This is a genomic window from Halosegnis marinus, assembly GCF_029338355.1.
In the GTDB taxonomy this organism is placed as follows: Archaea; Halobacteriota; Halobacteria; order Halobacteriales; family Haloarculaceae; genus Halosegnis; species Halosegnis marinus.
The window spans coordinates 1,681,029-1,700,977 of the sequence record NZ_CP119802.1 but is presented as its reverse complement, the minus strand read 5'-3'; the positions used below and the strand labels follow the sequence as shown (position 1 = coordinate 1,700,977).

At 63.5% G+C, this 19,949-nt stretch carries 19 protein-coding genes and 1 pseudogene; 13 read left to right on the top strand and 7 right to left on the bottom strand.

Translation table 11 applies throughout. From position 1 onward, the window contains the following. Positions 1 to 55: 55 nt before the first annotated feature. The 3 genes from P2T37_RS09505 to P2T37_RS09495 all read left to right on the top strand — a co-directional run bounded on the left by P2T37_RS09505 (position 56) and on the right by P2T37_RS09495 (position 3,498). A complete protein-coding gene (locus tag P2T37_RS09505; RefSeq protein WP_276233682.1) occupies positions 56 to 889 on the top strand; it encodes a class I SAM-dependent methyltransferase in 834 nt (277 codons plus the stop codon). A 591-nt stretch (positions 890 to 1,480) separates the two neighbouring features. Continuing rightward, positions 1,481 to 2,542, top strand: coding sequence for a GDP-mannose 4,6-dehydratase (locus P2T37_RS09500; RefSeq protein ID WP_276233681.1), 1,062 nt, complete (start codon positions 1,481 to 1,483; stop codon positions 2,540 to 2,542). Continuing rightward, positions 2,539 to 3,498 carry a GDP-L-fucose synthase family protein gene (locus P2T37_RS09495; RefSeq protein ID WP_276233679.1) on the top strand — a complete coding sequence of 320 codons (960 nt, stop codon included), beginning with the start codon at positions 2,539 to 2,541 and terminating at the stop codon, positions 3,496 to 3,498. The genes P2T37_RS09500 and P2T37_RS09495 overlap by 4 nt, the downstream gene beginning before the upstream one ends. Before the next feature lie 10 nt (positions 3,499 to 3,508). On the opposite strand, the pseudogene P2T37_RS09490 reads toward P2T37_RS09495, so the two are convergent. From P2T37_RS09490 to P2T37_RS15530, 4 genes and pseudogenes are all read right to left on the bottom strand, one after another. Next, a pseudogene (locus tag P2T37_RS09490) lies at positions 3,509 to 3,823 on the bottom strand (NUDIX domain-containing protein); the annotation flags it as partial. A 15-nt stretch (positions 3,824 to 3,838) separates the two neighbouring features. Further along, positions 3,839 to 3,970 (bottom strand): NUDIX hydrolase, encoded by a 132-nt coding sequence (locus P2T37_RS09485; RefSeq protein WP_276233678.1) that lies wholly within the window; start codon positions 3,968 to 3,970, stop codon positions 3,839 to 3,841. 264 nt (positions 3,971 to 4,234) lie between these two features. Continuing rightward, positions 4,235 to 4,843, bottom strand: a complete 609-nt coding sequence (locus P2T37_RS09480) for a hypothetical protein (protein ID WP_276233677.1) — start codon at positions 4,841 to 4,843, stop codon at positions 4,235 to 4,237. Beyond that, positions 4,840 to 5,244, bottom strand: coding sequence for a DUF8112 family protein (locus tag P2T37_RS15530; protein WP_465261732.1), 405 nt, complete (start codon positions 5,242 to 5,244; stop codon positions 4,840 to 4,842). The genes P2T37_RS09480 and P2T37_RS15530 overlap by 4 nt, the downstream gene beginning before the upstream one ends. Positions 5,245 to 5,568: 324 nt before the next feature. On the opposite strand from P2T37_RS15530, the gene P2T37_RS09475 reads away from it, so the two are divergent. After that, positions 5,569 to 5,781: a winged helix-turn-helix transcriptional regulator gene (locus P2T37_RS09475; protein WP_276233676.1), complete on the top strand. Its 213-nt coding sequence runs from the start codon at positions 5,569 to 5,571 to the stop codon at positions 5,779 to 5,781. A 197-nt stretch (positions 5,782 to 5,978) separates the two neighbouring features. Here P2T37_RS09475 and P2T37_RS09470 read toward each other — a convergent pair whose 3' ends face one another. Further along, the gene (locus P2T37_RS09470; protein ID WP_276233674.1) at positions 5,979 to 7,214 is read right to left on the bottom strand and encodes a Cdc6/Cdc18 family protein; all 1,236 of its coding nucleotides are present in this window, start codon (positions 7,212 to 7,214) and stop codon (positions 5,979 to 5,981) included. A gap of 288 nt (positions 7,215 to 7,502) precedes the next feature. On the opposite strand from P2T37_RS09470, the gene P2T37_RS09465 reads away from it, so the two are divergent. The 4 genes from P2T37_RS09465 (at position 7,503) to P2T37_RS09450 (ending at position 12,050) form a co-directional block, all read left to right on the top strand. Continuing rightward, positions 7,503 to 8,087 carry a response regulator gene (locus tag P2T37_RS09465; RefSeq protein ID WP_276233673.1) on the top strand — a complete coding sequence of 195 codons (585 nt, stop codon included), beginning with the start codon at positions 7,503 to 7,505 and terminating at the stop codon, positions 8,085 to 8,087. Between the two features lie 484 nt (positions 8,088 to 8,571). Further along, positions 8,572 to 10,251 (top strand): vWA domain-containing protein, encoded by a 1,680-nt coding sequence (locus P2T37_RS09460; protein ID WP_276233672.1) that lies wholly within the window; start codon positions 8,572 to 8,574, stop codon positions 10,249 to 10,251. Between the two features lie 364 nt (positions 10,252 to 10,615). After that, positions 10,616 to 11,197 (top strand): response regulator transcription factor, encoded by a 582-nt coding sequence (locus P2T37_RS09455; protein ID WP_276233671.1) that lies wholly within the window; start codon positions 10,616 to 10,618, stop codon positions 11,195 to 11,197. Between the two features lie 91 nt (positions 11,198 to 11,288). After that, positions 11,289 to 12,050 (top strand): DICT sensory domain-containing protein, encoded by a 762-nt coding sequence (locus P2T37_RS09450; RefSeq protein WP_276233670.1) that lies wholly within the window; start codon positions 11,289 to 11,291, stop codon positions 12,048 to 12,050. Between the two features lie 63 nt (positions 12,051 to 12,113). On the opposite strand, the gene heR is transcribed toward P2T37_RS09450, so the two are convergent. Together heR and P2T37_RS09440 are read right to left on the bottom strand one after the other, a co-directional pair. Continuing rightward, positions 12,114 to 12,887 carry a heliorhodopsin HeR gene (heR, locus tag P2T37_RS09445; protein WP_276233669.1) on the bottom strand — a complete coding sequence of 258 codons (774 nt, stop codon included), beginning with the start codon at positions 12,885 to 12,887 and terminating at the stop codon, positions 12,114 to 12,116. Between the two features lie 197 nt (positions 12,888 to 13,084). Further along, positions 13,085 to 13,486 carry a hypothetical protein gene (locus P2T37_RS09440; protein ID WP_276233668.1) on the bottom strand — a complete coding sequence of 134 codons (402 nt, stop codon included), beginning with the start codon at positions 13,484 to 13,486 and terminating at the stop codon, positions 13,085 to 13,087. A 365-nt stretch (positions 13,487 to 13,851) separates the two neighbouring features. On the opposite strand from P2T37_RS09440, the gene P2T37_RS09435 reads away from it, so the two are divergent. Genes P2T37_RS09435 through P2T37_RS09415 form a run of 5 tightly spaced genes read left to right on the top strand, consistent with a single transcriptional unit; the run spans position 13,852 to position 19,936 of the window. After that, positions 13,852 to 15,510, top strand: a complete 1,659-nt coding sequence (locus P2T37_RS09435) for an ABC transporter substrate-binding protein (protein ID WP_276233667.1) — start codon at positions 13,852 to 13,854, stop codon at positions 15,508 to 15,510. A 21-nt stretch (positions 15,511 to 15,531) separates the two neighbouring features. Then, positions 15,532 to 16,482, top strand: a complete 951-nt coding sequence (locus P2T37_RS09430; protein ID WP_276233666.1) for an ABC transporter permease — start codon at positions 15,532 to 15,534, stop codon at positions 16,480 to 16,482. A gap of 1 nt (position 16,483) precedes the next feature. Next, entirely contained in the window at positions 16,484 to 17,563 is a 1,080-nt protein-coding gene (locus P2T37_RS09425; RefSeq protein ID WP_276233665.1) for an ABC transporter permease, read from the top strand. After that, entirely contained in the window at positions 17,563 to 18,630 is a 1,068-nt protein-coding gene (locus P2T37_RS09420; RefSeq protein WP_276233663.1) for an ABC transporter ATP-binding protein, read from the top strand. The genes P2T37_RS09425 and P2T37_RS09420 overlap by 1 nt, the downstream gene beginning before the upstream one ends. Continuing rightward, positions 18,614 to 19,936 carry an ABC transporter ATP-binding protein gene (locus P2T37_RS09415; RefSeq protein WP_382211336.1) on the top strand — a complete coding sequence of 441 codons (1,323 nt, stop codon included), beginning with the start codon at positions 18,614 to 18,616 and terminating at the stop codon, positions 19,934 to 19,936. Before P2T37_RS09420 ends, P2T37_RS09415 begins: the two co-directional genes overlap by 17 nt. The last annotated feature ends 13 nt before the right edge of the window (positions 19,937 to 19,949 follow it).

Genomic DNA, 19,949 nt, shown 5'->3' with positions numbered 1-19,949 from the left:
GGAGAAGCAAACGGATTTATTCGTGCGAGGTCGTGCCATCAGTGTAGTATCCAGTATGAATCGGATTGTTCATCTCCGAAATCTGTACGACCGTTACGGGCCTATCGGACTCGTTCAAGAGGCAGCACGAAGGCCGAAACGACTGGTCGAGGTCGTTCGGGGAAATACCAACCACTTCTACACGCTCGAGAATACAGTCTACTGGGAAGATATTGTTACGATTGTTCCACAGGTCGTCGACTGTTCGCAAGACGAGGCAGTCGCAGTATGGGAAGAGATACGGGGAGACACCCGGGTTGAGCAAGAGCTCACCGCAGGGCTTAGGCGGACAGGGGAACGCCCTGACGGTTTGCACAGCAACTGGCGTGAGTTCCTCTACGTTCTGGTCCGACTCACCGAGCCAACGTGTGTCGTCGAAACTGGCATTTACGATGGGCTCAGTGCGACATATATCCTCGCTGCGCTGCGTAAAAACGGCTGCGGGGAGCTGATATCAATCGATATCAACAATCAAGAGAGACTTCCGTCGGATATCGAGAACGTTGATGCTGGTTGGCTTGTCCCCCCGTATCTCCAGGGCGCTTGGACGCGAAAGTTCGGAGACGCGAAAGAACTGTTGCCAACGGTTTTAGAAACAGAAACGCCGGACGTATTCATCCACGACTCTTTGCATACTGCCGAACATATGCGGTTCGAGTTCGAAACCGCGACGGAGTTCATGGAACCGGGAGGCTTCCTCGTTACGGACAATTGTCGCTTCAACAATGTGTTCAGAGCGTACGTCGAATCGTCGTTTGCCAGCGTCGCGTTCTGGCCGAACACCGAATACGCACTGTCCCCGTCAAAAGAACGAGTCGACGATCGGTTCGGTATCGGCGTTCTACAGTAGTCAAGGTCATCCACACGCACGGTCCAGAGTTCCGTGATCTCGGCGCACCACGGGATCGGTCACTCTGGACTTCTCCGTTGTGGTGTCCGGAATCGAGTTTTACTCGCTTGTTCGGTCTATTGTATCCGGCCAATAGTTCCTCGAGATTACGCCCACTCAGCTTCACCGTCGGCTGACACTACAGAGGGCCGGTGTTGGGCAACCTAGCGTCTGAGTTTGTGTCCGTCGAACGTCCGGAATCAGATGTTATTACTAAGACGAGCAGATCGAGGTGTACTACAAGCATACAGGCACACAGTACGTCCAAATATTCGATAGAAAGAAAAGTTCGACGGCGATTAGGCGCTCCATATCGATTTCTTTCCTTGATATCCTCCGATATGATACCCCGGCGACGAAGCCAACGATGCCCGCTAGACAGCCTCAGGGCCCGGTCCGTCCACAGCGCCCATACTCATAGGTGAAGAGCTGAGCGCCACACAAGAAATCAACTGTTGAGTTCCCATCCTCATTGATTTGGAACGGTTGAGACTCGGACACGGCGAAAGCAATCGTTTGAAGTCACACACGACAGATAACACCACATACCAGATGAATATCCAGGCACGTCTCGAGGGCCGACCGGTCTTCGTCACTGGGGCAGACGGTTTCGTCGGCTCGCATCTGACCGAGAGGCTGCTCCATGCAGGCGCGAACGTCCATGTGTTCGTCCGCGCCACCTCCAGCGGCGAACTCCGAAATATCCGCCACCTGCAGGATGACCTCACCATTCACCGTGGTGATCTCCGGGATAAACACTCCGTCTCGGAGGCACTAAAAGCGATGCGGGAGTACTCAGACACTCTCGTATTCCACCTCGCCGCCCAGGCCCACGTCGGGGAGTCCTGGGACCGTCCCTACGAGACAATCGATACGAACGTCACTGGCACGCTAAACCTCCTCCAATCAATCGTCGATCTTGATATCGATATCGACAAGTTCGACACTGCAGGAACGTCCGAGGAATACGGTAACGTCGACCGACAGATGGAGGACAAGCATGAGTACGAAGAGGATGGTCGCGTCATCCTCAGTGAACGGTCCCCAGTCAACCCGACCTCAGTCTACGCCACCTCAAAGCTTGCGGCGGACTTCCTCACAATGAACTATCATGACGCCTACGGACTCCCCGGCGTCACGACCAGAATGTTCAACAACTACGGACCAAGGCAGAACCCCCGCTACATCACAGGAACAATCATTACCCAAGCACTCGAGCGCGATATCGTCGAACTCGGTAATCTCACGCCGAAGCGTGACATGTGTTTCGTCGAAGATGGAGTTCGCGGTCACCTCCACGTTGCTGTTGAAGGACGGCCTGGCGAAGAGTACGTTTACGGATACGGCGAGAACATCTCCATGCGCGAGTGGGCAAACCTGCTGCTGGAGGTCGGCAGCGAGGAAGGCCATTGGGATAACCCTAAAATCGTCCAGCGAGAGAATCGCTTCCGGCCCGGCGACAGCGACGTCGAAGAGTTGCTCGTCGGCTACGAGAAACTTAACGAAGAAACCGGTTGGGAACCCGAGGTCGAGTGGCGCGAAGGTGCACGCCGGACGATCGAATGGTACGCGAACAATCCTGAAAAGTGGGGCGGGCGCGTTGATTGGCGATGACATACGATTATTGGACAGACAAGACAGTCATGGTTACCGGGGGCGCGGGCTTCCTCGGGAGCCATTTCGTCGAGGAGTTGCGACATCGGAACGACGCGGTCGAAATCTTCGTGCCGCGGAGCGACGAGTACGATCTCCGTAACCGCGATGAAATCCAACGAGCGTTCGAGGATTCCGGCGCTGATACCGTCATCCATCTCGCAGCAACCGTTGGCGGCATCGGCGCGAACGCGGCCAACCCCGGGCGCTACTTTTATGATAACGCTATCATGGGCGTTGAGCTCCTTGAACAGGCCCGGCAGTACGGCGTCGACAAGTTCAGCATCCTCGGGACGATCTGCGCGTATCCGAAACACACGGAGGTCCCGTTCTCCGAAGAAGACCTGTTCGACGGGTATCCAGAGGAGACGAACGCGCCGTACGGAATCGCGAAGAAAGCGCTGCTCACCCAATCGAAGGCCTATCGAGAACAGTGGGGGTTCAACAGTATCTATTTGCTTCCGGTGAACCTGTACGGACCGCGTGATGACTTCGACCTCGAAACATCTCACGTCATTCCCGCAATCATCCGGAAGTGCATTGAGGCACGCGAGCGCGGTGATGATACCATCACAGCGTGGGGCACCGGAGAACCCACCCGTGAATTCCTCTACGTGGAAGACGCAGCTGACGGAATTCTCGACGCAACCGAGCGATATGACTCGTCTGATCCAGTGAACCTCGGCAGCGGTGAGGAGATATCGATTCGCGGGCTCGTCAACATGATCGCCGAGATGACCGACTTCGGCGGCGACATCGAGTGGGACACCTCCAAGCCGGACGGGCAACCGCGCCGGAAACTCGACACGTCACGGGCGAAAACACGGTTTGATTGGGAGGCCTCCACCCGGTTCCGTGAGGGGCTCAAGGAGACAATCGAGTGGTACGAAGCGAACCGGGACGACCTACACGAATAGCTCGGCCTTCTTACGGCCACTGTGAGAGGCTGTCAGCTGCCTCTAAGTACGCCCGTACGTTCGTGTGTAGCGGCTCCGGTGGCGTGGTGAATGGTCGAACCGATTCGTGTTGGTCGTCAAGCGTGAGTTCACCGCCAGTCACGTCAACCACATATCCGTTTGCGAGGTAGTGCTTCCTGCCGGCATCAGGAACATCTGCCGTCTGGTAGATGTGTTCGAACGCGCCGAGCGATTCGACGATGTCCACCTCTAGCCCAAGTTCTTCAGAAGCGACTCGGTGGACAGCCTCGTCTCTCGTCTCACCCTTCCGGACCCGACCACCAGGCGGGAACCAATACCCCTATGCGGGCTTGTTCGTCCGTTTGCCGAAGAGAAGCCCATCCTCATATCGAACAAGTAAATCAACGGAGACAATCGGCACGTTCGCAACAACCGTCTGCCAGTCGTCGGGAGCGATCCAGTCCGTGAGCATATGCGGAGACTGACTGACGCAGACATAATTGCTTGGACTCGGTTCGTCCAGAGACGGCAGCTGCGGCAGTAGTATCGATTTAGAAGTGTCGGCAGCACCCGCAGCGACAGTCCGTTGTGAACCAGTTCATCACGCCACGAAACAGTGTGTGCCTTCTAGAACGGTCGATATCTAGTGTCGCTGAGCGTCGTTCCGAGCACACCACCGAGTAACCAACCATTGCATCCACGGCCGCCGTTCAGAATTGAAACGCGCCGAATTAGATTAGCTTACCTCCGACATCGACGTCCCCGTCTGAGCCCCCTCGTCGTCACGTCCACCTGTGGTGAACTGGTTCACACCATCATCACCAGTGCGTACTTGCTCACAATCGACGAGCAGTGCCTTCTTTTTCGGCGCACCGCCGGATTGACCACTGGTGGCCTCGCGAACGCGAGCACCATCAATCTCCGCCGCGGCATCATCAATCAACTCGTAGGCGTATCGACGAGATACCCCGACACAGCCACGAATATCGGCGGCCGTCACCGCCACCGTCGTAGATTGACTGTGCTGTTTGTTCTGTGCGAAGGCACAAATCGCCGCAAGCTTCTGGGCTTTCGTCGTCTTCGCAGCATCAACGTCACCGAACGCCGCGACCTGCTCTTCAACCGTGGCCACGCGCTCGCCGAGCGTTGCCACCTCGCGATGAAACGCACGCCCGGCATCAGGCAACTCGCCGATTGCATCGATATCGGCACCAACGACGGCCCGAACGGTTCCCTTCAGCAGCGGGATATCGCGATTCGTCGCCCCCTCAAGCCGCGCTTCAAGCCCCTCCACGGTCGCCTCCAAGTCAGTAACGCGCTCACTGAGCGCCTGTTTCTCGGTCACGAATCACTTCCCTCCGAGAGCTGCCGATAGTCCACGACCTCAATCTCAGTCAAGCACAACTCGTGGGTTCGTGTCCGCGGCAGTGCCAGACTTCCCAGCCACGCGCGGACCAACAGTTCCGCCACACCAAGCGTTGAGTCACCGATCGCAGTCGGCGCACACGCTGTACAGTAGCACCGCCGGAGCGTCCACGTTTGGCTCTCAGCCGTTCGGTACCCATAAATCATCACAGCACGACCTTCTTCGAGGCTTTCCCCACACTCAAGACAGACGACACGCCCAAGGGACATCCCGACCGACGCCCCTCGCAGGAGTTGCTGCGGTGACGCTTGGACAGTTTCTGGTGGCCGGTTCTGAGTGTCTCCGGGCCGCTCACGGTCGCGTAACAGTTCGTCGGTCATTTGGTCGTCCCCCGGTCGTATGTCCAATCTGGATCAAAACACGCGAAACAGGGCAGCGTCTCACCAGTTGGACCGTCGCATCGGTCGTCTTCGCACTCAGTACGCTCGGTAGCCTTTTCAGGCTGTGAAGTCGTAGTTGTCATTGCTTCTGTCACCTACAGAGGCACGGGCGGTGGTACCAACACCGTCCAAGTCTTGTCCCGTGCTTCTGTTTTTGAGATACACCTGAGCGACGATAATGTTTGTGGTAGTAAGCTACTATAGCAAACAAATCCTCGACGATTCAGCCAACAGTAAAATAGCTCCAGTTGAACCGCTACGACAATGGGGAATATCGATTTGAATGACGCAGATAAGAAAATCATAGCGGCCCTACGGGAGGGCCGGAACCTACCGGCTAACTTGGCAGATGAACTTGGTTATTCGAGACAGTATATTCAGAATCGGCTAACTCGGCTTAGAGAACACGGGATAGTGGACAACATTGGGAGAGGGGTCTATGAGCTAGCTGAAGAGTACAACGGCACTATCAACTGAGATCAGATATTCAGTATGCATGTTGCACTGCACCTGTAGCGCTCGGATTTCAAAATCGACAGAGGATATAGACAGTACCCCTATTCGCACTACTGAGGAGGAACTTGCTGGCATCACATAACGTCTCCAACTTAGAAGTCCCTAAGAGAAGTCCTCTGTCAATCAACGGTTAGGCGCTACCCCTCCACATCTTGCATTTATTTGTCGTTCAAAAGAGTCTCAAGTTCCAGGTGCGGCGTATTTTGGAGATACCGACCAAGGATGTCCCGTATCCATTGCGGATCAAATGTTGTTTCGATTTGCTTGACACGGCCGTCACGCCCGCGTGACTCAATCCATGTTTCGACCAGCCCCATCGTCAGCAGGTCACGAATGACCTCCCGAATCGCCCGGTCCGACAAGTGGACATCTTCCGGGAGATCATCACTCTGCATTCGCATAGCAATCTGATTCGTGGTGACGGGTTGGTAAATCTCCCCCGTGTCTTCGTCTTTCCCCAGGGTGGTACTAGCAATCACCATGAAGTGGTTGAACGGTAGATTGAGCAGTTTCTGCTTGACATCCTCGGCGTCGGTCGCCTCAAGGTTCGCGTCGATACACTCACGCGTCACCGCCGGCAGTTCTCGCTCAGTCGCTGCTTCGCCAGCACGACGGAACAAGCGCAGCGTCTTTCGGGCATCTCCCCACCGCCGAGCAGCTTCGGAAATCCCGTACTCACGCACCGCAGCAGGCAGTGTCTCGTCCCGGAACGCTGCGTCCAACTGCGGGCCAACGACTCGCTCCAAGTCGCTGTGCTGATACGGTCCGAAGAACACCGCTTCGTCGCTCATCGCACTCTCGACGCGACTATCCAAGCGCAGATCCACCTCCAGCAACTCGTTGCTGATGAGCCACGCCGACAGCTGGATATCGCGTTTCAGCTTTCCTTCGCCGCGTAACAGCCGATAGAGGAACTCCGAGGGATCGTAGTTCGCATCCTGTTTGATGTGGTCGATCTCGTCGAGGAGCAGCACCGTCCACTCGGGATACTCGTCCAACGCGGCCCAGATACCAGCGAACGCTCCATCCAGCCCCTCGTACGCTCCAACGGTTTCACCCGTCAGTTCAAGATGAATCTCGCGGGCGGCACTAAACAGCGACCGACACTCCTTGAGATTCACGTACTCAACCGCGACATCGTCGTGGCGAGCCGCAAACTCCTGACACACCCGCCGTGTCGTCACCGTCTTACCGGTCCCCGGCGGGCCGTGGATCGTGACCGTCGGGGGCAGATACCCCTCCGTCACGCCATTGAGGAGTTCGGCGATCGCGTGTTGGTGTTCGTCGCGGCCTCGAATCGTTTCAGGCGGCCGTAACGGGTCTAGCGCTCGTTTCTCGGCGAAGACACTGCCGTCAGGCGCCGTCTCCGCGAAGAGGTCGTCGTAGTCGGTCATGGGGTGAATCTAGCACGCGTTCCAGCGGAACTACGAGTGTATATGTGTGGTCAAATATAACTCCTGGCAGCGACTACCACTGTGACGCTATACCCGTCGAGCGCGGCACCAACGGGCACCGCCACACCTCATATGGCTCGCCGAAGGGGCCGGATTGGCCGATGCGAGACGACTCTATCAGCACAGAGACGGTGAAGTAGTCAGTGCAAAAACAGTATTGCTGGTATGCAAGCCCACCGCTTTTCACTTCTGATGGACAAGGTAAAATGAATCAGGGTGGGACATACTATGAACACTGAGCACCGGCAGACGGTCCTGCTCGTCGATGACAACCAACAGGCTTTGGAGAGCTATCGGCTCGCCATTGACGACAGCTACGACACCCGAACGGCCACGGGGGGCGAGGCGGCGCTTGACCAGCTCGACGACGATGTCGACATCGTCCTGCTCGACCGGATGATGCCGCGGATGCATGGGGACAAAGTGCTCGAAGTCATCCGCGAGCGGGGCGTCGAGTGTAAAGTGGCGATGGTGACCGCCGTTGACCCCGACGAAGACATCGTCGACATGCCGTTCGACGCGTATCTCACGAAGCCGGTCACGCCCGCGGACCTGACCGAGGTGGTCGACCGGCTGGGCGAGGTCGCACAACACGATAGCATCACACAGGAGCTGTTCGCGCTCGGGCAGAAACGAGCGGCGCTCGAGGCCGAACTCACCCCGGCACAACGCGAGGAGAGCAGCGAGTACGCCGACCTCGTCGAGCGGTTCGAAACGCTGTCCGAACAGGCCGACACCGCGGTCGACGGGATGGGTGCGGCCACCTTCGAGCGCGTACTGCAGGACATCGAACAGAGCCCTGTCGACGGCTGAGCAGTCACCGTCGGTCCCCGACACCGAGTCCCTCCGCCGATACGGTCGCGATATCCCTCCCTCGCTGCGTCGCCACACGCTGGTCTGTAGCCGAGTCGTCTGTCCCATGCTCGGGGGACCCCGAGGCGCAGTCGCCGGCTGTGGCCACGTCTGTGGGGTCTGTGAGCTTCCTGCAAGCAGGACCACGCCTGGGAAGAGCCTCGAACACACTCTTCAGCGACGACCCACGAACCGCTGCACAAACCCAAAGCGCGACACCTCGTGACGGTAGGCCAGCATTACGGGACACACGACACACAGTAGGCCGAGCGTGTATTCCAGGGGCAACGGGCCCGAATCCGGAGAACGGCCCGTTTAGCGTTCGCGAGCGACTGTCGGATGGGCTGAACGACTGCATGGGTAAGCCCCCATAGCCTGTGGGGAAACCATCCCGAAACGACCGGCTCGATGCGGCGGTGAGGACGGTCGCGGACGGGGGAGAACCATGCAGCAAGACAACGCACACCTGTACAACCTCTCGCGGCGCAAGGTGCTCGCCGGCCTCGGGGCCGTCGGCCTCGCGTCCGCGGGTGCCGGTCTCGGAACGAGCGCGCTCTTCTCCGACGAGGAGGAGTTCACGAACAACACGCTGGTCGCGGGCAGCTTCGACCTGAAGGTCGACTGGCAGCAGACCTACTACGGCCCGAACGGGCTGGAGTACGTCAACGCGTACCCGGACGCGCTGACCTACGAGTACGAGCCGGTGCCGTTCAGCCGCGGCGAGCAGATCGACCGCATCGTCTTCGACGCGGACGAGCCCGTCCTCGCCGGGACGAACCCGAACCAGCCCGACGGTATCCAGGACTACGTCCCCGACTTCGGCGTCTTCCTACTCGATTACGCCGCCGAGAACCCCGGCGTCAATCTCGGCACGAGCGCGGGGCTGCGCCAGGCGACGAACGCGTACAAGGCGGCCTACTTCGCGGACGTTCCGGCGGACCTCGACGGCGGGCTCATCCAGCTCGACGACGTCAAGCCCGGCGACTGGGGGGAGGTCACCTTCTCGCTCCACCTGTTCGACAACCCCGGCTACCTCCGGCTGCTGACCGAGAACGTCACGTCGGCCGAGAACGGCCAGACGGAGCCCGAGGTCGGCGACGAGGGCGAGGACACGGACGGCCTCGGCGAGCTCGCCGACGCGACCGACGTCCGCGTCTGGTACGACGACGGCGACAACATTTACGAGCCGAACGACGGCGAGCCGCGCGACGTGATGGTCGTGCTCGACCGCTCGGGCTCGATGGTCGAGGCCGACGCCTCGATCCGGGGCGCGACCGGCCAGACCAACTACGAGCCGGGCAAGCTCGAGGCCGCGAAGGCCGGCGCGATCGCGCTCGTGGAGTCGCTGGCCGAGTGCCCGGACACGAACATCGGCTTCGTCACCTTCGGGAACGACGGCGAGGTCGTCTCGCCGCTGGGGACCGCTCCCGCGACCATCGTCGCGGCCATCGAGGCCATCGAGATCGGCCCCGAGCGCCCGGGGCCCAGAGACCAGGGGACGAACATGCAGGACGGCATCGCGGAAGCGCGCGACGAACTCGCCACGAACGGCCAGTCGGGCGCGGCCGCGAACATCGTCCTGTTGGGCGACGGGCTCGCGAGCCGCGAGAGCCGGAGCGACACCAACGACGCGGTGCTCGCCGCCGGCCTGGAGGCGGGCGAGGCGAAGGGTGAAGGGACGACCGTCTACACGGTCCAGTACGACCTCGCGCCGTCGAGCCCGAACAACCTCGGTGACATCCTGGAGGCCCGCGACCTGATGCGCACGATGGCGTCCGCGGATCCGGACACGAACAGCCAGCTGACGTTCGGCAGCGTGCAGGGCAACGTCGTCGGCGTGTTCCAGCGCATCGCGCTGTACATCTGCGGCGACGTGCTCCTGTTCGAGGGGACGCTCGCGGACTTCGTCGCGGCGACGGAGGAGGGGGTCGTCCTCGACGCCGCGCCGATGATCGACGCCGACCCGGCCCGCTTCGAGGCGTGTTCGGACTACTACCTCGGCTTCGAGTGGTCCGTACCGCTCGACACGGACAACAGCATCCAGTCCGACTCGTTCGGCTTCGACGTCGTCTTCGAGGGCGAACAGGCGCGGCACAACGACACGCCGTTCGCCGAGTCCGACTGAGCGCCCGGAATCCGACTGTATCCACCTTTTCGACCGTGTACCGACGCCTCGCGGCGGCCGCCACATCGAACGCGCCTCCCCATCGGCCCCGCCGGATACTATTCGCTATTCGACATTTTCCAAGCAGCTATATATCCGATAATCGTGTGACTACCGAGGAGACGAATGGGGAACCGCAGCGACGTATCTGGGCGGCGCGACACGGTATCGGACACCGACAGTGGGGAGCGACCGTGACAGTGTCACCGGCCGGCGGTGACGGGACGGACGGCGTGCGGCGTTCTCGCCACGCAGCGGTACACGGCACCGAGGGGCGTGCGGACGCGAGCCCCGCGGCGCGTTCACGGAACCGGAGGGGTCGGTGATGTCGGAGCCCATGGCGGCGGAGCCGACCGACGACGAGGCGGCGGTCGTCCTCGCCGTCGACGACGAGCCGAACGTGACGGAGGCGTTCGCCCTCTGGCTCGACGACTACACGGTTCGGACCGCCGGCTCCGGCGCCGAGGCGCTCGACCGACTCGACGGGGTGGACGTCGTCCTGCTCGACCGTCGCATGCCCGAGCTGAGCGGCCACGAGGTGCTCGAAACGATACGCGACCGCGGCTACGAGATGCCCGTCGTGATGGTGACGGGCGTGACGCCCGAGACGGACATCGCGGACATGCCGTTCGACGACTACCTCGAGAAGCCGGTCACGGGCGACGAACTCACGGCCACGGTCGAGAGTGTCCTGCGGCGGCGGGCGTACGACCGACACGTCGGCGAGCTGTTCTCGACGCTCCGGAAGATCGAGGTGCTCCGTGCGAACCACAGCGAGACGGCGTTGGAGACGAACGCGGAGTTCCAGGACCTGCTCGAAACGCGCGATCGCCTGCGGCGGGAGGCCGACGAGCAGCTCACGGCGCTCTCCGACGAGGAACGGGACGCACTGATACGGGACTTCTGAGGCAGGGCCGTGAAAGGTGTTCGCCTCGACTCACGCGCCGACTGCGACCGGACGTTCTTGACCGCGACCCGCGGAGACGGGACCGAATAGAATGGCGACCGTTCTCGACCGAATCGAGTCGTTTCTCGACGTGCCGGCGACGGACCGCTCGCTCGTCGTCGTCGATGCCGACGGCTCGACGCCGCTGTCGCGACTGCTCGAAACCGCCTTCGAGGCGCAGTCCGTCAGCGTGACGACCGACGTCGCGACGCCCGGCCTCGACGCGAGCGTGCTCCTGCTCGACGGGAACGAGGTCGTCGCCACCTCGCCGCTCGATTCGCTGGTGAACGGCTACCTCCTCGTCAACAGCGACAACTACCGGACGGGCGTGATGGGCCTCGACGAGTACGAGGCGCCGGCCGTGTTGCGTGCCCTCTCGGAGACGAGGTTCCGGCTGCGCGGCTACCCCGCCTCGAACAAGGAGAAGCTCCTGCTCGTCGTGCTGTCGCGGTTCATCGAGCGGCAGGCGCTCGCGGCGGACGACGGGACGCTCCACGCGTCGTTCCAGCGGCTCTCGCGGCTCGACGACGAACACGGAACGCGACGGGTGTATTCGCGCCTCGGCGAAAGCGGCGTCGAGACGCATATCTACGGCGTTCCGGACCACTCCGACCCGCCGGACGGACTCCACGTCCACGCGGGCACGACCCCTCCGTACCGGCGGACCTGGTTCGTCGTGTACCGGTCCGGGAGCGCGGACGAGACGTCGGCGCTCGTCTCGCTCGAACGCGCGGACAACGAGTGGGACGGCCTGTGGACGTTCGACGGCGAGCGCGTCGCCACCGCCGCCGGCATTCTCGACGACCTGGATTGACGGGCGGGGCGCCTCGCGCGTGTCCGTGCTGAGACCGGCCCCGGCCGCGATGGGGAGCGGGATTCAGACGGGCGAGTTCAGCGCCCCGAAGTACACCTGCCACGCGAGCAGCGACTTCGCGACGAGGCTCAACACGATGTACGTGCGCTCGCCGTAGAGGTAGTCCTCCCACTTCCAGACGCCGCGGTACTGCAACCACATGTTCAGGGCGAACAGATTGAACAGGACGAACAGCGAGGCGTAGATGACGAGCACGAAGTCCGGGGGGTTCCCGCCGGCGTCGAACGTGCGGAACACCGTAATCGCGATGACGATCCACGGGACGATACCGGCGATGCAGCCGACGACGAAGGAGCTCCAGTCGGTCTCCTCGGTGAGGCGGTTGTGCCGCTCCATGACCAATCCACAGAGGTTCATCACGGCGACGAGCCCGAACAGCGCCGTGAGCGAGCCGAGTTCCCACACGCCCGCGAGCATCGCGATGAGGACGATCATGATGGACGCGCTGACGGCGTACTCGTACCAGCGGTAGGGGTTCATCCCCTGGCCGAGGTATTCGACGTAGCGGTCGTACAGCACCGTCGCGATGAGCGCGTGGGCCAGCGCCGAGATGAACAGGAACGCGACGGCCAGGTAGGCCAGCTCGATGGTCCCGATGGGCTCCATCACCGGCACGAGCTGCTGGGCCTCGGTGTCGAAGCCGAGCCGGTTCGCGGTGATCGTCCACTCGCGCGACGAGCTCAAATACAGCATCAGGGCCCCCTGTACGAAGTGCAACACGGCCATCACGGCGTTGAACCGCCGGAGGTTCCAGTCGGCCGGCGTCGTCTGTCCCATAGCCCACGACTTCACAGCCGCCCGTTATCCCCTTTTGGGAGGATTGCCACGCTCCAGGAGGCTCCGGAGCTCGAACGGGGACCGGACCTGCCGCGAGCTCGAATCGGCTACGAACCGCAGTCTCGCGCGCGACGACGTCGACCGCAGGGCGGAAGCGCACACCGGCAGCCCTCACTTCGGAGGGTCGGGTCCGAGCGCTACTGCGACCCGAAGAGCGCCCGGGTGAGCGCGCCGCCGTAGGCGAGTCGCGACCCGAGCCACAGCGCGCCGAGCGAGACGCCCACCGCCAGGAGGTACGGGACCGGTTCCGGGAGCCGACCGCTCGCCGTGCGGGCGAGCCGTCCGGCCGCCAGGAGGCCGCCGAGCCAGACGACCAGGAAGCCGGCGTGGCGGTGGAGCGACCCCCGGCGGCGGGCGTGACGGTAGCCGACGACGAGAAAGCCCGCGAGCAGGAGGACGCTCACGGCCCCGAGTGCGAGCGTGCGCAGGCGCCCGCCGAGCGCGAACGCCGTCGGCACGCCGACCACGGCCGCGAGAAAGACGACCGTCCGAACGACCAAGCCGGGAGACGGGCCGTCGTCTGCGGGCTGTTCGGTCACGGTTCGGGGTCGCGGGCGGGGCGGGAAGAACCTTGCCAACGCGACCCCCCGAACGGAAGGCGTTCCGTGGGTGCGCCCGCGCCCGAGCGACCCGAGACGCGACCGGGACTCCGCGGACGAGTCGGCATGCGCGACGTCAGGCGTCCGTCGAGCACACGGAGAGCGAAATGTCACTACTCATAGATTTGACCGCCCCGGAGGAGTGACAGAAGATGTCACGGCAGAATGCTAATACACCGATATGACGACACAGAGACTCTAAGACTCCAAAAAACGATAGTGCTTTGTAGACGCTCACAAAGAATGGGAACATGTCACGTGGCACAGAGGCTACGAAAAGCACGCGACGAAAAGTCCTCGCGGCGATGGGAGCGGGGGCGACGATCAGTATCGCCGGCTGTTCGAGCGGCGACTCCACGCCGACCGACGACGACGGGGGCACCACCTCCACGCCGGTCGACCCGTCGAACGTCCAGACCGGGGAGTTCGTCGCCTCGGCGGGGGCGAACCCCGGGACCTTCGACCCGACCATCATCACGGACGCGACGTCGAACTCCACCATCGGGGCGTTCTCGTACGAGAACCTCGTCTCGCCGACGTTCGACCTCTCGGAGTTCCGCGGGGAACTGGCGACCGACTGGACGGTGGACGGGACGACCTACACGTTCACCATCCGCGAGGGCGTGACGTTCCACACCGGCGACGAACTGACCGCCGAGGACGTCGAGTTCTCCATCAACCGGACCAGCGGGACGACGAACAACGCCGACGTCTCCTGGATCAGCGACGTGACCGTCGTGGACGACTACACCGTCGAGCTCACCTCCGAGGAGCCGTACGCGCCGTACCTCACGAACCTGAGCGCGGTGCCGATCCTCCCGAGCGGCGTCGACGGCATCACCACCGAGCCCGAGACCGACGACTTCGACTTCGCCTCGGAGTCCGTCGGCACCGGCCCGTTCGTGCTGGACACGTTCCAGCCCGAGGACCGGGTCGTGTTCACCCCCTACGAGGACCACTGGTACGACGGGGACGACTACCCGACGACGGCTCCGTGGGACCGGGTCACCATCCGCGTCATCACCGAGCAGGTCACCCAGGAGGAGGCCATGGCGAACGGCGAGCTGGGGATGATAGACAACCCCGCCCCGTTCGAACTGCAGCAGTGGGAGAACCAGACGGGGACGGTCGTCGCCGACAGCGCCGTCGGCTTCGACTTCATCACCTACCCCGTGCAGGTGTCGCCGTACACCAACAACAACTTCCGGCGCGGGCTGACGAAGCTCATCCCGCGGACGGACATCATCGAGGCGGTGTTCGGCGGCCGCGCGACCGGCCTCGCCGGCCCGATAAGCCCCGGGCTGGGCGCGTACTTCGACGCCGACCGCGAACAGGAGCTCATCGACCAGTACGTCGCCGAGGACCCCGAGGAGGCGGAGCGGCTCATCGAGCAGGGGCTCGAGGAGGAGGGTATCGAGCCCCCGTTCGAGATGGCGCTCATCACCAACGTCAACCGGACGCGCGAGCGCTGGATGGAGGTCATCCAGCAGCGGTTCGACGACATCGACGCGCTGTCGGCGGAGCTGGACGTGCGGGCGTTCGACGACCTCGTCCCGTTCCTGCTCGACCCCGAGGGCGCCGCCCAGAGTAGCGACGTCGTCGGCATCGGCTGGACCGGCGGCTCGGACCCGAACGGCCACATCGAACAGCTCCTGAGCTCGAACCAGCACGTCCCCGACGGGTTCAACTGGAACCTCTACGCGAACGCGGAGCTGGACGACCTGATCGCGGAAGGGCAGGTCACCATCGGGGCGGACAACCGCCGGCCCATCTACGACGACATCCAGGAGCTGGTCGCCGACGAGCTCCCGATGGCGAACATGTGGACCTCCGAGCAGATAGACGTCGTCAACCCCGACGCGGTCAACGACGTCAACAACTGGCAGCCACACCCCAACTCCAGCAACCGCTACGACACCCTGTACAAGCCCCACCTCGACCAGGTGACGCTCCCCCCGCAGTAACTCACTTAGCACACGCTATTCATGAGTTTACAGCGGTACATTCTGAAACGCGTCCTGATAACCGTCCCCTTACTGCTGGGTATCTCGCTCATCACGTTCGGGATGGTCCACATCATCCCCGGCGACCCGATCGACTTCATCACGCTGTTCGCGGACCTCGACCCGGAGACGGAGGCGCAGATCCGCGCCCAGTACGGGCTCGACCAGCCGGTGTACATCCAGTACATCGACTGGGTGGTCGACGCCGCACAGTTCGACTTCGGCCAGTCGATAGTGACCCGCCGGCCGGTCAGCGCGGAGGTCATGGACCGGCTCCCGTTCACGCTCGTGATGGGCTCGATGGCCTTCGGCGTCACCCTCATCACCGCCATCCCGGCGGGCATCGCCGCGGCCTACTACCGGAACACGAACGTCGACCAGCTCAGCCGCGTCTTCGCGCTGGTCGGCATCGCGCTGCCGAACTTCTGGCTCGGGCTGCTCCTGATCCTCGTCTTCGGGAGCTGGCTCGACGTCTTCCCGGTGCTGCCGCCGACCGACCAGGGGCTGTTCAGCCCGGCGATGCTCGGCTACACCGTCCTCCCGGCCATCGCCATCGGCACCGGCGCGACCGCGCTGTTGATGCGGCTGATGCGCTCGTCGATGGTCGAGGAGCTCGACAAGGACTACGTGCGGACGGCCCGCGCGAAGGGGCTGCCGGAGCGGACGGTCGTCACCAAGCACGTGTTGCGGAACTCGCTCATCTCCGTCGTCACGGTCGCGGCGATACAGATAGCCTTCATCGTCAGCGGCTCCGTCGTCGTCGAAATCGTGTTCTCCTACCCCGGCATCGGCCGGCTCCTGGTCGACCGGGTCGGCAACCGCGACTTCCCGATCATCCAGGCACTGGTGTTGATCATCGGCGTGTCGGTGATACTCGCGAACCTCGTCGCCGACGTGCTCTACGCCTACCTCGACCCGCGGATACGGTACTAAAATGGCAACAGAATCACCAAACAGAACAACCGAACGCGGCCGTATCAGCGTCGACGGCTTCGACGCCGAGCGCGTCACGAGCCGCGAGCAGCTCTCGGATTGGATACCGGACATGCGCCAGGAGGAGGGCCACGGTCGGCTCTACTACGCCTGGCGGCGCTTCAAGCGCAACCGACTCGCGCTGTTGGGCGCGGGCATCATCGGCGTGATGGTGTTCATGGCGGTGTTCGCCCGCCCCATCAGCCTGCCCGAGTGGGTTCCGGCCCTCGCCGGCCAGACCGTCCAACCGCTCTCGCTCGCGCCGGCCGACCCGGCCGAGCAGGACGTGTTGCTCGGCCACTCGCCGCCGAGCCTGGAGAGCTTCGGCAACGACGAACCCCTCGGCTACCGGCTGATGGGGACCGACTGGGCCGGCCGCGACATCCTCTCGCGAGTGATGTTCGGCGGCCGCTGGAGCATCTCCATCGGCTTCATCGCCGTCGCCGTCGCGCTCGGCGTCGGCGTCCCCCTGGGCGCCATCGCCGGCTACTACGGCGGCTACGTCGACAGCGCCATCATGCGGCTGGTCGACATGCTCTACGCGTTCCCGTTCATCGTGCTGGCGATCGCGGTCATCGCCATCCTCGGCCGGGGCTACTGGGAGCTGGTGCTCGCGCTCGTGGCCGTCGGCTGGCTGTCGTACGCCCGCATCATCCGCGGGGAGGTGCTCAGCGTCAAGCAGAACGAGTACGTCACCGCCGCCCGCGCGTTGGGCGCGCGGGACCGGTCGCTGATCCTCCGGCACATCCTCCCCAACGCGATGGCCCCGGTCATCGTCCAGGCGACGCTGTCCATCGGCACGACCGTGCTGACGGCGGCCGCGCTGGGCTTCATCGGCCTCGGGCTGTCGCCGGCGACCGCCGAGTGGGGCGTGATGTTGAACGTCGAGCAGGACTCCATCGCCCGCGGGCGGTGGTGGGCCGGCGTGTTCCCCGGCCTCGCCATCTTCCTGTTCGTGATGGCCATCAACCTCGTCGGCGACGGCATCCGGGACGCCTTCGACCCGAACGGCGACCGGAGCGGCTCCGGGGGGTTCCGCTGATGGCGATGCTCGAAGTCGAGGACCTGAACGTCAGGTTCTACACCGAGGAGGGGGTCGTCAAGGCGACCGACGACCTCTCGTACCAGATAGAGGCCGGCGAGCGCTTCGGCGTCGTCGGCGAGAGCGGCGCCGGAAAGAGCGTCACCAGTCTCGCCGTGATGCGGCTCATCGACGAGCCGGGCGTCATCGAGAGCGGCTCGATACGCTTCAAGGGGCGGGACCTGCTCGACCTCTCGCGCGAGGAGATGCGGGCCATCCGCGGCGACGAGATATCGATGATATTCCAGGACGCCGGGACGGCGCTGAACCCCGCCTACACCGTCGGCGAGCAGATCGCCGAGGCGATCCGCCTCCACAAGGAGGTGGGCAACGCCGCGGCCCGCGAGCGGACCATCGAACTGCTGGAGTCGGTCGGGATTCCCGACCCGGCGAAGCGCTACGAGGAGTACCCCCACCAGTTCTCGGGCGGGATGCAACAGCGCGCGGTCATCGCGATGGCGCTGTCGTGTGACCCCGACCTCATCATCGCCGACGAGCCGACGACGGCGCTCGACGTGACCATCGAGGCACAGATACTGGAACTGCTGGAGGAGGTGGCCGAGGAGTTCGACACGGCCATCCAGTTCATCACGCACGACCTCGGCGTCGTCGCGGAGTTCTGCGACCGCGTGATGGTGATGTACGCCGGCCGTTCGGTCGAGTCCGCGCCCGTCGAGGACATCTACTACGACCCGCAACACCCGTACACCGTGGGGCTGATGAGTTCGATACCGCGCATCGGCGACGAGCGCGACCGGCTCGACACCATCCCCGGCCGGATGCCGGACCTCGTGGAGATGCCCTCCGGCTGTACGTTCCACCCCCGGTGCCCGTACGCGGAGGAGGCCTGTACCCGGACGGAGCCGCCGCTCGTCGACGTCGAGACCGCGGAGCCGGCCGACGCGAGCGACCACCGACAACACAGCGCCGCGTGTCTGGCACACACCGGCGAACTCGTCGGGAACCTGGACTACACCGTCACGGTCGAGGGCATGGACTCGCCGGTCCGGGGTGACGGCGGTGAGTAGCGACGAGCCGCTCGTCCGGGTGGAGAACCTCAAGAAGTACTACGACGCCGAGAGCGGCTTCTTCAGCCGGCTGCTCGGCGAGGAACGGAAGGTCAAGGCCGTCGACGGCATCTCGTTCGAGATCGGCGAGGGCGAGACGCTGGGACTCGTCGGCGAGTCCGGCTGCGGGAAGTCGACCACCGGCCGCACGCTGTTGCGCCTGGAGGAGGCCACCGAGGGGTCGGTGTACTACCGCGGCCGCGACATCACGAACCTCGACGGCGAGGAGCTGCGGGACCTGCGCAAGGAGATACAGATCATCTTCCAGAACCCGCAGTCCAGCCTCAATCCCCGGCTGACGGTCAACGACATCATCGGCGAGGCGCTCGACATCCACGGGATGGCGGGGGCGGACACTCGCGACGAGCGCATCAAGGAGTTGCTCGAACGCGTCGGGCTGAACGCGAGCCACGCGAACCGCTACCCCAACGAGTTCTCCGGCGGCCAGCTCCAGCGCGTCGGCATCGCCCGCGCGCTGGCGGTCGACCCGGATTTCATCGTCTGTGACGAGCCGGTGAGCGCGCTCGACGTGTCCGTCCAGGCGCAGATACTCAATCTGCTGAAGGACCTCCAGGAGGAGTTCGGCATCTCGTATCTGTTCATCGCCCACGACCTCTCCGTCGTCGAGCACATCGCCGACAAGATCGCGGTCATGTATCTCGGACAGATAGCCGAGATGGGCACGCCCGAGGAGCTGTTCTCGCCGCCACAGCATCCGTACACGGAGGCGCTGCTGTCGGCGATTCCCGAGCCGGACCCCGGCTGGGAGGCCGAGCGGATAATCCTCGAGGGGAGCGTCCCCTCGCCCATCGACCCGCCGTCGGGCTGTAAGTTCCACACCCGGTGTCCCCGGGTGATACCGCCCGAGGAGTTCTCGTTCCCGCAGGAGGAGTGGCGGGCGGTGTTGAGCCTGACGACGCGCATCGCCGCCGACGACCTGGACATCGAGGCCGTCGAGGCCGGGCTGGACGACACGAGCGTCGAGAACGTCGCGAGCACGATCCGCGGCGAGTACGGGATTCCCGACCGGCTCTCGGACCCGGAGGCCGAGGAGGTGTTGTCGACGGCGCTCCGGTCGGTCATCGAGTCGGCGCCCGACCCGGTCGAAACCGGCATCGCCGAGCGGTTCGCCTCGCCGTGTACGACGACGAACCCCGAGCTCCGGCCGATAGAGCGCGGGACGGCCGCCTGTCACCTCTTCGACGAGGCGCACCTCGACGCGCCGGCCGCGCCGCCGACGGTCAGACAGCGCGGCGCGGAGGACTGACCCACCGACGGCG

Excerpts from the sequence above, each read along its gene's own strand:
- P2T37_RS09505 (WP_276233682.1), top strand. The coding sequence starts at position 56 with ATGAATCGGATTGTTCATCTCCGAAATCTGTACGACCGTTACGGGCCT.
- P2T37_RS09500 (WP_276233681.1), top strand. The coding sequence starts at position 1,481 with ATGAATATCCAGGCACGTCTCGAGGGCCGACCGGTCTTCGTCACTGGG.
- P2T37_RS09495 (WP_276233679.1), top strand. The coding sequence starts at position 2,539 with ATGACATACGATTATTGGACAGACAAGACAGTCATGGTTACCGGGGGC.
- P2T37_RS09485 (WP_276233678.1), bottom strand. The coding sequence starts at position 3,970 with ATGCTCACGGACTGGATCGCTCCCGACGACTGGCAGACGGTTGTTGCG.
- P2T37_RS15530 (WP_465261732.1), bottom strand. The coding sequence starts at position 5,244 with ATGACCGACGAACTGTTACGCGACCGTGAGCGGCCCGGAGACACTCAG.
- P2T37_RS09475 (WP_276233676.1), top strand. The coding sequence starts at position 5,569 with ATGGGGAATATCGATTTGAATGACGCAGATAAGAAAATCATAGCGGCC.
- P2T37_RS09470 (WP_276233674.1), bottom strand. The coding sequence starts at position 7,214 with ATGACCGACTACGACGACCTCTTCGCGGAGACGGCGCCTGACGGCAGT.
- P2T37_RS09465 (WP_276233673.1), top strand. The coding sequence starts at position 7,503 with ATGAACACTGAGCACCGGCAGACGGTCCTGCTCGTCGATGACAACCAA.
- P2T37_RS09460 (WP_276233672.1), top strand. The coding sequence starts at position 8,572 with ATGCAGCAAGACAACGCACACCTGTACAACCTCTCGCGGCGCAAGGTG.
- P2T37_RS09455 (WP_276233671.1), top strand. The coding sequence starts at position 10,616 with ATGTCGGAGCCCATGGCGGCGGAGCCGACCGACGACGAGGCGGCGGTC.
- P2T37_RS09450 (WP_276233670.1), top strand. The coding sequence starts at position 11,289 with ATGGCGACCGTTCTCGACCGAATCGAGTCGTTTCTCGACGTGCCGGCG.
- heR (WP_276233669.1), bottom strand. The coding sequence starts at position 12,887 with ATGGGACAGACGACGCCGGCCGACTGGAACCTCCGGCGGTTCAACGCC.
- P2T37_RS09435 (WP_276233667.1), top strand. The coding sequence starts at position 13,852 with ATGGGAGCGGGGGCGACGATCAGTATCGCCGGCTGTTCGAGCGGCGAC.
- P2T37_RS09430 (WP_276233666.1), top strand. The coding sequence starts at position 15,532 with ATGAGTTTACAGCGGTACATTCTGAAACGCGTCCTGATAACCGTCCCC.
- P2T37_RS09425 (WP_276233665.1), top strand. The coding sequence starts at position 16,484 with ATGGCAACAGAATCACCAAACAGAACAACCGAACGCGGCCGTATCAGC.
- P2T37_RS09420 (WP_276233663.1), top strand. The coding sequence starts at position 17,563 with ATGGCGATGCTCGAAGTCGAGGACCTGAACGTCAGGTTCTACACCGAG.